We start from the raw sequence: 13134 nt of genomic DNA on the forward strand, positions 1-13134 counted from the left end.
ACTGCACATTCTTCTTTTATGCTATCTCTTAGCATTTTTTAAAATATAAAATATTATATAAAATTAAAAAATTTTCAACTCCGTCGTATAATCTAGAAAATCATGTTTCACTCAATATTAACTTGCAACCAATCACACTTATAGACCTCTCAAGTAATTATGGCACACAAATCATGAGAAATTACTTAAGAACCAACGTCTAAGCAAGTATTCAATAGAAAATATTTCATCCCGACTGAATAAAATCTAACTAGGGTTACTAAAGTAACCCTGCTGAAGTATACAATAAAAACAAATAATCATTGTAACTCACTACTAACATTATATTAAACTCACATCTAATGAATTATAAAATCGATAATTACAATACTAATATTATAATTTTTTCTCCTCTATCAATTCTTAACGAAAATAATATCTTAATATACTAATATACATTAAATTATCTTATTCTATAAATAGAATATAATTCTCAATTATACATATATAATATCATTCTACATTCTAAAAAATTCTCTAAGTCTTTCGAATCATAAGAAAGACTAGTGATAAATAGTCTCTTTTATCAGAGAAAACACCATCGTCCTAACAAATAACCATAGTCCTAACAAATAACCATAGAATAAATATTCATTCATACTTTTCTTGTTATCACCATTATTCATGATGAATAATATAAGATTCTCTAAATATAATCAAATATGAAAGTATCTTGCAATAAACCTTTATATACAACGCTCTAAGCACTATATACAGTGAATTCTCCACACTAAACAATAGAATTATTTCAGACAACTTTCTATATAATATAAGCAAAAAAATTAAAATAAACGCTCAAAAAATAAAGAATAGATAAAAAAATTTACGTTAGAACTCTCTCTAAAGTAGTTATACGTATCTAGGTTGTCTAAAATCCCCAGATTAAATTAAATTAGCTATATAGACCAAAAATCTAGGATGTATGAATAATACATTAAAAACAATCGGCGGCTATTAAACAAATTAATAATTAAATCAAACTAACAGTCTTTATTCTATCTTAACATTCAGAAAAAATATTACCACGGTAAGTCTTCGGATAAAAAAATATATTAGTTTTAATTCTAGTAAAAATAACAACTTATCTAATTAGATTATTGTAATTTTTAATGAATACTTTATTCTATCTTCATATTTTAGAAAAAACGTACCAGACACACAGAAACAGATAGATCGGCTTATCTTTTCCAAGATAAGAGATGTAATAATGACAAACCATATCTTGCTATTCATGTACTAATTCTGTTAAAAGTCATGTTATAAAAGAAGTATTATCAAATAACTTTCTCAGTTTTATTAAACCACATAGAACGTCAAGCTATCATGAACTTATAATCATTGTAATACGGTAAATAATATTACAAATTAAAAAAGATAAAACATATCAATATAGAAAATAATAAAAAAATCATTATAAGTGCTATCAAAACACACAATACAGATGTTTCTGAATACCAAACAAAATGCAATATAAATATAAAATAACATATAGATACTACCAATACTAATTAAATCAATGTTCTATAAATAATACTCGATTCTACATCCATCCTTAGAACTATAATTTACCATATTAATTTACTGCTATTTCAGTTACACTGCTAAAATGATGAGAGATCGTAAAAATTCAACTGTCTGTAATCAGGATCACATATATGACTAAACTCTAATTCTTTATGTATCCATAGCGATCAAGTTAAATCTAAATTTGAACCAAAATATAAGTGACGTTGTAGTTATTAAAGGTTTACACTTGTTATGTTTGATTAAGCTTTAAAATTTTATTTAGTATCTTGCAAAAACGCTGATAACAACATTTCTAATGTTATTAGCTGTACAAATACAATTTGTAACATGTTATTACTTCTCTACTCGCTCATGATTGTAAATCGTTTTTAATTTCAAAGATATGGTGTATCTTTGAATAATATAATACATTTATATCCCCTATAATGGCGCACACTTATGCTAGATCTATTTTCAAATCTTGATATCCATGGCGAACTATTATTGCTAGCTCTTCTCTTTGTATTATTTTATGAAGCTATAAATGGCTTTCATGACACAGCTAACGCTGTTGCGACTGTGATCTATACTCGCGCAATGAGCTCTAAATTTGCGGTTGTCATGGCAGGAATATTTAATTTTTGCGGTGTTCTATTAGGGGGGCTAAGTGTTGCTTATGCCATTATACACCTTCTTCCTATTGATCTTCTTCTTAACGTTGGGTCATTTCATGGACTAATCATGCTTTGCTCTATGTTATTATCTTCGATAATATGGAATCTTGGTACGTGGTATTTTGGATTGCCAGCTTCTAGCTCTCACACCTTAATTGGTGGCATTATTGGTATTAGTCTGACCAATGCATGGTTAACCGGAACGTCAATTCTCCATGCGCTCAATATTCCACAAGTGATAAATATCTTAACCTCACTGGTCATTTCCCCGCTCTTAGGGTTAATAATTGCCGGAAGCTTCATGCATCTCCTCCAGAAATACTGGAGAAAAAGTACAAAACAAAAACAGATTCATATGACTCCAATAGAGTTGGAGAGATGCGATGGCAAGAAAAAGCCGCCGTTCTGGATTCGAATGGCCCTAATCCTGTCAGCAATAGGAGTGAGTTATTCGCACGGGGCTAATGACGGACAAAAAGGTATTGGTCTTATCATGCTAGTTCTTATTGGAGTTGCACCTGCTGGTTTTGTGGTCAATATGCATGCCAGTGATTACGAAATTATTCGTACCCGAAATGCAATCAACCATATCGAGCAATATTATCATCAACACATCCCGTCCCTCCCAAAAAACATACAGAAATCATCAACTATTCTACGATTTGAATCAAAAGAAAATTCTACTCCTCTATTTAATTCTAATTTAAACATGTCACAACTGCTCTTACCAATCAAAGAAACACAAAAAATACTTAATAACCTCACAAATTATCAAATACTTAGCCTAGAAGAACGAAGACAATTACGGCATCTCTTAATGCATATATCAGATAAAATAGAAATAGCTTCCTCCTCAAAAAACATCACACATGAAGAAAAAGTTTTTCTTAAAAAACTAAAACATGATATCCTCAGCACCGTCGAGTATGCTCCTGTATGGATTATACTATTAGTCGCATTAGCTCTATCACTAGGTACAATGGCAGGTTGGCAACGCATTGCAATAACAATCGGTGAAAAAGTAGGAAAAACAGGCATGACATATGCTCAAGGAGTAGCTGCACAGGTCACTGCAGCTATGTCGATTGGTGTAGCTAGCTACACGGGAATGCCTGTATCAACCACTCACATTCTCTCTTCATCTGTAGCAGGAACCATGTTAATCAGCGGGGGGGGAGTGCAAGGTCCTACAATTAGAAATATTGTCATTGTTTGGGTATTAACCTTGCCTATTTCAATTATGCTTTCGGGAACGTTATATTGGATAACGATAACCATACTCTGAATTATAACATCCTGAAAAACTTATAAAAAGTAATGAACTAATGTATAATATTATTATACTTATTAACTCGAATTACTCTTTCTTGCTAAATAAAATAGTATTCAAGGTATAATCAATTTTCACAAATTTACTAAACAAAGTAACCAAAAAAACCAATAATTTAATCTAAACATACTATTAAAGACCCTTAGGATAAGTAATTACACAAATCTAAGTATATTATACTAAAACATCTAATATAATTCTAGTGTGTCAATGAATTATAAATCTAATCACTTACTTTAAGCTAGAAATAGTTAAATTAATACTAAAACCAATCACTCACATGAAACTCTGTAAAGCTATTTTCAAGCCATACCTACATCAAAAAATATTTTTTCTTTTGTACAAAAAATACTAAATAATTTTTATATTATATCCTCATCTAACAACCTGTATTTTGATAACATTATCATCAATTATATATAGAACTATAATACTAAGACTTTCCTATACAAATACTTATTGTATTGTTTTTCAAAAAAAACTAATAGAAGATATATTACATAGATAAAGAACAAATAGCAACCATATGAAAATATACTAATATCGTTCTAAGAAAAAGATATACCCCATATATTAATATCCTATAAAAAAATCACATTTATTGAAACTATCTATCTTATTTAATTTAAGATTGAATCTTATTAATATCTTGGATATCATTACTCTATAGATTGATAAATCTAATAGAATTATGCTATTTTTTATAGATTGTAATATCAATATAGAATTTAATTCTATATCATTTAATTCATCGATGTTTGATATCTAATAAATAAAATATTAAAATATATCAACTGAATATATATATTAGTCTAAAAATTCTATTTATCATATCTTATAGACAAAGACAATATTACTTGATATAAAAAATAAACTCATAAAAATATAGATCAATCCATTTTATTTAAAAAAATTCTCTTACTTTCTAAGAACTATCTATATCTTTTATTCAACTATCAAAACATAGATTACACATTATATCAGAATATATATTCTAAATTTATATAAAAATAAAACAACAAGGCAAAAAACCATTCACAAAAAATAAGTTTATATGCATATATTACAAATATATTAAATAATAATATAATTATCTCATCCTAAAAAAATAAGAGCCAGTTAAGTGGCATAATATTTAGATCAAGGGTACAAATAAATTTATATTGATACATTTTCTTTGTTGCACATTATAAGTATTGATCACACATATTAAATACGATATTAATTAAAAAATGATTCTATTTTACTACCCTGATATTTGGATAGATAAAATTCACCTACCTTATGCTTAAAAAGATAAATCAACACTTAATATAGGTTGTTAATTATAAATTATAGGTTATAAATCATAAATTACATATATTCTACAATACCTCTTCGTTTATTTTGAATGACTCTAACTTATTCTTCTTTCTTACAATTTAAGTCAATGTTTACCATGTATACTATAATGTAGTAGAAATATACGAGATTTAAGTAAACGGAATAATGATAAAATACTAAAATAAATTATTAAATTTAGAATATTCATACAATCTTTGATACTAAATACTTATAAATACTTAGTATATTTATCTTAAATCATGTGTCTATACTAATACCCAGAATATACAGCTAGTTCCCAAACGCACTTTATATTAAATTACGACATATCTTATTGCAATATATTAAGGAATCAAACATGATTCGAGTATGGGCAACAGTGATAAAATATCATAATGGGTTTGCTACATTATATATAGAAAAAAATAGATCCTGTATAAATTGTATCTCTTGTACCGAAAATAACAAAAATAGATTTAAAAAGAACACCTCTAAAAATTTATATATCATTGAAGTATATAGCTATCAAGCTCTTGCACCAAAACAACAAATTCAAATAGGTTTATCTAAATCCAGCATGCTCATCACGGCATTACTCATTTACCTAACTCCATTGATGAGTTTATTACTTTCTGGCATATTGTTTCAGATATTTTTAAAAACTGATTTAGCAGCAATCATAGGAGTGTTACTAGGAGGAATTAGTGGATTTTTGTTAACAAAATGGCTATCTGTATTATTAATGCAATCACCATCTTTTCAACCAGTAATTATATACAGCTCTATACTATCTCGTTCACTCAAACTTTCTATAAAGAACTAGTCACTCTTCATCTCTCTTTTTGAGTAATCAGATACTCAGAAAAAAGACACCTCTAAGATAGCATATGGGTCATAATTATATTTTTATATGACCTAGACGCATCATACTAATATGTAGAAATGTACTAAAAACATTATCTAGACTATACAAAAATATCAAAAATCATCTCGATTTAATCAATCATTATAATCTCTAATCTCCTTATGTTAACAATTAACAATAAAATATAAATGATTAAAATCATACACCGTCGTGATATATTTTAATACTTTCAAGTCAATTTGCATTGTAGCGATAACAGATGAGTCACAATGCATACCATTGAATAATGGTATTTAATAATAAATCATGTGCATACCTCAAACACATCAACTATACAACCGATGATATATTCCAAAAAAATATTAAATTATATCAATTCATTTTAATAAATAAATAAAATAGTTTTGCATAAATATAAAAAATTGTTATATATTAAAAGGTATTATGAATATCAATATTTAATTTTTTTGATAATTAAACAATTATTTATAATTAGATAAAGAATCTTTTTATGTACATAATCATTTAAATAAAAAGTATTTTTTTATAAATCTATCTACTATCATTGCAATACGAAAAAATAAAATTCTTATTATTTAAATAATAATATTCTATTATTAAACCAAGACGTTAATTATGTCATAATGACATTATCATAGGATATAATCAACTCCTTATAAATTTTCTGAGAGCTTGGAGTAAACAATAAATATAGAATACATTTCTATCCATAATCAAATATATGGACATTTTACAAAAAAAATTTAAGATTATGTAAATAATATAAAATCATATCTAATAATAAAATATTCACTGTTTAAGAATAATGGTTCAAACATCTGTCTTTTTCTTATATAGATAGATTAAGCATGTGTTATTTTGGAACCAATATTGAATGTTCTATAAAAAACAGACCATGACAACTAGACTCTTAATTTACACACAATAAGCTTAATTCCATTATAAGTATTCTATAAATATTTATTTTTTAAAATTTTTTCTTTTGAATTATCTCTATCACAGATATTCTTGAATAAGAATATTATTCTGTCATCTTAATAAAATTAAAAATATAACCATCAAAAATTATCTTAAAACTTGACTTTAAATGGTTTAATATATACCAGAGCATTATATGCATCAATGAATCCTATTATAGATATTCTATCATCTATAGACTGCATGGTATATTATGATATAATCTACACTAATATATAATATATAATATATAATTATATCCTATAAAAATAGAAAAATATGAGAAAAATTATCCACGAAAGAAAGCTAGGTAGTAAAAATACAGACATGTAAAAAATTTACATATATGTATTATACTTAAATACAGTATATACTGACTTATTACTCTGACAATCATGTTATTTATTAAAATCCTACATCATATTACACAAAACTAGATAATATAAAGGAATCTTGATGTTAGAACACGAAAGTATGGTATACACAACACAAATAATAGATAAAATTTGTTCTCTAGCCTATACAGCTGGTTGCGCTATCATACAAGTATATAATGGATTTATACCTTTAGATATACAAAAAAAATCTGATAACTCTTTAGTCACAAATGCAGATTTTTCAGCACATAAGATTATTTCAGAAGGCTTAAGAATATTAACCCCCCAGATACCAATATTATCTGAAGAAGAGTCAGATCTGTGGATCAATCGACAAAATTGGACACAATATTGGTTAGTAGATCCTCTGGATGGGACGGCAGAATTTCTTAATCATAATGATGAGTTTACAGTGAATATTGCATTAATCCAGTCTGGTATACCTGTATTAGGTGTCATATACGCACCGGCATTAAAAAAAATGTATTATGCAATAAAGGATAAAGCTTGGAAAAAAGAAAATGGATTAAATATGCAACTCCGAGTAAAAAATAGACAACCGCCTATAGTAGTTATCAGCCGTTCACATAATAATAATAAAAAATTAAATAATTATCTCAAGACACTACCAAAACACCAAGTAATTAAGATGGGATCTTCCTTAAAATTTTGTATGGTAGCTGAAGGAAAAGCACAGATCTATCCAAGATTAGGAAAAACTCATATTTGGGACACAGGTGCAGGACACGCAATCGCTATAGGATCAGGAGCTAAGATGACTAACTTTCAAGGAGAACATATCGATTATACCCCCACTCATTCATGCCTTAATCCAGAATTTATTGTATCATTAATATAAGATTTCTGTGAATAATATAAAAATATAAAAAATAGGATATGCTCACCCCGATACTTTTTTATTATACCATTACATGAGAAACGTCCTTATCTCACATATATGAAATAAGCAATAAAGTCTGTAAGATTAACAAATTCCTATAGTTAGTTGATTATTATAAATGCGTTAAATTATTTCATACAGTAACCTATAATCAGACACAATATCATAGAAGAAATGTGTTATACAGTAACAAAAATATTAAAAGAATAAATAGACATTACCGAAACTAAAAATAAAAAAGACAGTTTCCACTATAACAATTAATCTAGAACACCACCACTTATCATATAAAATAAACTAAAAGAAGAATTATCATTTTTAATAACGTCGTATTGACGACTATAAATCATCGACCATTTGCACGGAATAACCTATATAAGTGGCTGGAGTCATATCTTTTAAACGTTTTTTTTCTTTTTTGGGTAATGCTAAACCATCGATAAAATCTTTTATTTCTTTAGCATCAATTTTATTGCCGCGAGTAAGATCTTTTAATTGATTATAAGGTCTATCAATACCATATCGACGCATAACCATCTGTATAGGCTCAGCTAATACTTCCCAGTGAGAATTAAGCTCTTCTGATATAGAAGAATGATTGACTTCTAATTTAGAAATACCATTAAGAGTAGATTGATAAGCAATTAAAGAATAACTAAACCCTACTCCTATATTTCGTAATACAGTGGAATCAGTCAAATCACGCTGCCAACGCGAAATAGGTAACTTTCTTGCCAAATAATCTAAAATCGCATTTGACAGGCCTAAATTTCCTTCAGATTTTTCAAAATCAATAGGATTAATTTTATGAGGCATAGTAGAAGATCCAATCTCAGAAACAATCATCTTCTGAGTGAAATGATTAAGAGAGATATAACCCCATATATCTCGATTAAAATCTAAAAGAATAGTATTAAATCGTGTTACACAATGCAACATCTCCGCAATAAAATCATGCGGTTCAATTTGTGTGGTATAAGGATTCCAGCTAATACCAAAAGAAGTCACAAACTCCTTACTAATCTGACACCAATTTACACTTGGATAAGAAACGACATGAGCATTGTAATTACCAACCGCACCGTTAATTTTACCTAAGATCTCAATATTTTCTAGTTGCTTTAATTGACGTTGCAATCGATAACACACGTTAGCCATTTCCTTACCCAATGTAGTGGTAGTAGCAGGTTGTCCATGCGTACGAGCTAAAAGTGCAATTTCTCGATAATGTATAGATAAATCTTTAACTACATTAATAATTTTTTCCCAGAAAGGGAGAAGAATGTCATTCCGTACTGTTTTTAACATTAATGCATACGCAATATTATTAATATCTTCTGAAGTACAAGCAAAGTGAATAAATTCCAAAATAGAATGCAAAGCAGGAATCGACGCAACTTTTTCTTTTAAAAAATACTCTACCGCCTTGACATCATGATTAATTATTTTTTCAATTGTCTTAATACGCATAGCATCTTCGTTATTGAAAGAACTAATGATTGTATCAAGAAAATCATTTTCTTCAGAAGAAAACTCGGGAACTTCATCAATTTCTAAACAAGAAGATAGCTTTTGTAACCAACGAATCTCAACCTCAATACGAAATTTTAAAAGGGCGTATTCACTAAAAATCACCCGCAAAGGAGCGACCTGCTCACTATAACGACCATCAATAGGCGAAATAGCAGTTAAGGAACATAATTCCATGATCGTGACTCCACACAATAAAATATTAAATATTATCTTTGTTTAAAGATTCCAATATATCCTTTGCCACCTTTACTAAACGGTGACGAAAAAAAAATAACTGAAAACGACTGCCTCCAACCTGTTTCCATAATACAGCAGAACGAACACCTGCAAGAAGTATGGCACGTACTTGATTTTGTATATATATGTTTTCCAACACCGCTTTAGATCCACAAACTTTAATACAAGGACCAAGTGGTCTAATGATATTAGTATACATTTCTGCAATTACACTTATTATTTTAGTAGAATCTATAGTGTGATCATCTAATTGTTTAGAGAGATTAATGATGCATCCAGATAAATTTTGTAATGCTATTTTACTAGCCTGTAACTGACGTTCTAACATCATTATACCCATAATATAATGAGTAATTTCATTTGTTAAACCCTGATAAATTCTACTGTTAAACAATCCTATTAAAGTCTCCAAACCACACTGAAGATTAGATGCTTTATTACCAAATACAGATAATGTAGAAACGGGATTTAAATCTAGCAAACTATTAAGAGAAATTTTTAATGCCCATGTCGAACATTTACCATGATGTGCTAGTTGTTGCACTAACCGTGTGGCTTGACATACCCCTGCGAAAGAAAGGGCAATATCATGATTTTTTTTTACCACAGTCACTCCTTATTTCTCCAGTCACATGGCAGCAACGGCAAACGTTGTTCAATAATTCCACCACCAATACAAACATCATTAAGATAAAACACCCCAGACTGACCAGGCGTGACAGATGACACAGGATATTGAAAATGTGCTATGATACAATCATTATTTAACAAAGTTAAAATACAGGGAATATCTTTCTGATGATAACGAGTTTTCACAACACAACTCAGTTGAGTTGTTAATAAATTTCTATTCACCCAACTTAATTTCCGAGCTATTAGTCCCACTGACATAAGATGGGGATGACTATGTCCCTGCGCCACGACTAAAATATTCTTGGAAATATCTTTATCTACCACGTACCAAGGATAATTATTACTTAATTTTTTCCCACCAATCCCTAAACCTTTACGCTGTCCCAGCGTATAATACATCAAACCCTGATGTTCACCAATTTTATCACCATCAACAGAAATAATGATACCAGGCTGTTCCGGCAAATAACGTGAAAGAAATCTGGAAAAATTACGCTTACCAATAAAACAAATACCAGTTGAATCTTTTTTCTCTGCCGTAATTAATCCGAGTTCTTTAGCAATTTTTCGTACCTCAAATTTATATAAATCACCAAGAGGGAAAAGACTGCGTTTGATTTCTTTATGTCCTAAGGTATAAAGAAAATAACTTTGATCTTTTTTACTATCTACACCCCGTAACAGTTCGAGGCAACCATTTACATCTCTACGACGCACATAATGTCCTGTAGCAATATAATCTGCTTCTAAATCCTCTACCGCAAACTCTAGAAACATTTTAAATTTGATCTCTTTATTACAGAAGATATCTGGATTTGGCGTATTACCAGATTTATATTCATCTAAAAAAGGCTGAAACACATAATCCCAATACTCAGCAGAAAAATTAACAACATGTAACTTCACACCAAGCTGCTGACAAGTAGTTTCAGCATCAGCTAAATCAGATGCTGCCTCGCAATGCTCTGTAGCATTGTCACCCTCCCAATTCTTCATGAATAAACCTTCAACCTGATAACCTTTTTTCTGCAATAAAAAAGCTGCTACAGAGGAATCCACACCACCAGACATTCCAACGATTACTTTTTTTTTATTATCAGACATTATATCACCTAGCTTCAAAACACTAATCCGATAGAGCTTAAAAAATACTCAGACATCTACACTATTATTAGAACGATCATTAATCACAGTAAATTAAAAAACATAATATTTAGGAATATTGCTTAATAATATTCATAAATTATTTGATTCAATATCCACTAATATATCTAAATATCCACCTTAACTAACTTTCTGCGACCCTAACCTAATATAATTACTAGGCTTGTGATTAGAACAATAATATGGTTGCGCAATATCAAAATTAAGATATCTCCTCTCATCTCTGTCAATAATGACCTCATAACGCTTGACCTTTAATAACAAAGAATAAAAAAAATGACCCTTAGTTATTATCGAATTAATTATCATTGCTCATTCAGTAAGAAAAAACTTAACCCTAAAAAACTCAATCCTGACGTCAGAAATCTGATATACATAACACTCGTTCTTTCTTCACACTACTTATCTTGATCTATATCTTGAACTGTCATTATCTAATATCATTTATGTAAGTCATATAATATGCTACATAAAGATAGATAAAATTTAACAATTACATCTATAAATCCATATTTTAACTTGATGTAAAAATCACTAATCATAATCAATCGGATGCAATATGAACACTATATTGAATAACTACAAACTATCTATATCACTATCATAGAGTATGCAGACAATACACATATTAACAATATATTACTAAGAACCATCTTATGAATAGCAACATACTGTTAGTTAAAGTAAAATAATAAGTATAATTATAACTATAACCTATGAGCACCTCTTAATAACAATTAAACAATTATAAATTATCATTCGTAAACGCATCATAATTGATTCCCAACTTTTCAGTATTGCATGACTATTAAAATTAATTATAAATTTCATTTAAGATGACAAGGTTATATATTTAACATCAAAAATCAGTGATTAAAATCATCTTAATACTTTTCGATGTAGTGAATAAAAAAAATAGTATTTTGATACAATTACTCATGAAAATAGATAGACAGATAACGCAAATAATAATCAAATCAGATAAAAACCATATTATTAATATATTACATATAATTATTCTATATATTAATATTTTATTAGAAAATTTTTCCAAATTATATCAAATTATAAGGTAATATAACCCTATTTTATATAGTAAACTATTACAACTTTATTTTTTTATAGAAATACATATCAAAGCTCTTTTACTTTAGTAGAGCGCAATAAAAATAGCATTCTGATCATTCTAAAACATCATAATTAAAAAAACATACTCAATATAAACAAAAATTGCCTTTTTCTCATGAAATAAGTAATTACCTTGATCAACTCATGTATGTAATCAACTGTAATATCCAATAGACATTAGTTAAAAAATCATACTAAAATTTAATAAAATTGTGTACTTACACTAAATCTTTATCTCACTGATTATCTAATTATTTTCAATTTATTAAATAATTCCTTCTTATCTAAGTTACAAAATAAATCTAGTTTTTAGAGAAATCATCAAAAAGAAAAACACGATTTGAAAAATCATATAATCAATATACATTACTTTTCAGGACTTATCACCAAATTTCATTTAATACATTTTTAAAATAAACAACAATTAAGAAAAATTAATGAAAAGC

Annotated in this window: 6 protein-coding genes; 3 read left to right on the forward strand and 3 right to left on the reverse strand. The window is 28.2% G+C overall.

Translation table 11 applies throughout. The features are described 5' to 3' along the window. The first annotated feature begins 2004 nt into the window (after positions 1-2004). The 3 genes from pitA (at position 2005) to cysQ (ending at position 7951) form a co-directional block, all read left to right on the forward strand. Positions 2005-3504 (forward strand): inorganic phosphate transporter PitA, encoded by a 1500-nt coding sequence (gene pitA / locus HACICURV3402_RS03045; RefSeq protein WP_157992839.1) that lies wholly within the window; start codon positions 2005-2007, stop codon positions 3502-3504. A gap of 1726 nt (positions 3505-5230) precedes the next feature. Next, positions 5231-5695 (forward strand): SoxR reducing system RseC family protein, encoded by a 465-nt coding sequence (locus HACICURV3402_RS03050; protein ID WP_157992840.1) that lies wholly within the window; start codon positions 5231-5233, stop codon positions 5693-5695. Between the two features lie 1512 nt (positions 5696-7207). Beyond that, entirely contained in the window at positions 7208-7951 is a 744-nt protein-coding gene (gene cysQ / locus HACICURV3402_RS03055; protein WP_157992931.1) for a 3'(2'),5'-bisphosphate nucleotidase CysQ, read from the forward strand. A 381-nt stretch (positions 7952-8332) separates the two neighbouring features. Here cysQ and purB read toward each other — a convergent pair whose 3' ends face one another. Genes purB through mnmA form a run of 3 tightly spaced genes read right to left on the reverse strand, consistent with a single transcriptional unit; the run spans position 8333 to position 11500 of the window. Continuing rightward, positions 8333-9700 carry an adenylosuccinate lyase gene (purB, locus tag HACICURV3402_RS03060; protein WP_157992841.1) on the reverse strand — a complete coding sequence of 456 codons (1368 nt, stop codon included), beginning with the start codon at positions 9698-9700 and terminating at the stop codon, positions 8333-8335. 25 nt (positions 9701-9725) lie between these two features. Beyond that, on the reverse strand, positions 9726-10370 hold the full coding sequence (gene hflD, locus HACICURV3402_RS03065; protein ID WP_157992842.1) for a high frequency lysogenization protein HflD: 645 nt from the start codon (positions 10368-10370) through the stop codon (positions 9726-9728). A 2-nt stretch (positions 10371-10372) separates the two neighbouring features. Further along, positions 10373-11500 (reverse strand): tRNA 2-thiouridine(34) synthase MnmA, encoded by a 1128-nt coding sequence (gene mnmA, locus HACICURV3402_RS03070; RefSeq protein ID WP_157992843.1) that lies wholly within the window; start codon positions 11498-11500, stop codon positions 10373-10375. Positions 11501-13134: the final 1634 nt, after the last annotated feature.

Origin of the sequence: Candidatus Erwinia haradaeae (assembly GCF_900698925.1) — a bacterium.
Lineage (GTDB): Bacteria > Pseudomonadota > Gammaproteobacteria > Enterobacterales > Enterobacteriaceae > Erwinia_E > Erwinia_E haradaeae_I.

Bases quoted from the DNA above. Each gene is read 5' to 3' on its own strand.
- pitA (WP_157992839.1), top strand. From the start codon at position 2,005: ATGCTAGATCTATTTTCAAATCTTGATATCCATGGCGAACTATTATTG.
- purB (WP_157992841.1), bottom strand. From the start codon at position 9,700: ATGGAATTATGTTCCTTAACTGCTATTTCGCCTATTGATGGTCGTTAT.
- mnmA (WP_157992843.1), bottom strand. From the start codon at position 11,500: ATGTCTGATAATAAAAAAAAAGTAATCGTTGGAATGTCTGGTGGTGTG.
- HACICURV3402_RS03050 (WP_157992840.1), top strand. From the start codon at position 5,231: ATGATTCGAGTATGGGCAACAGTGATAAAATATCATAATGGGTTTGCT.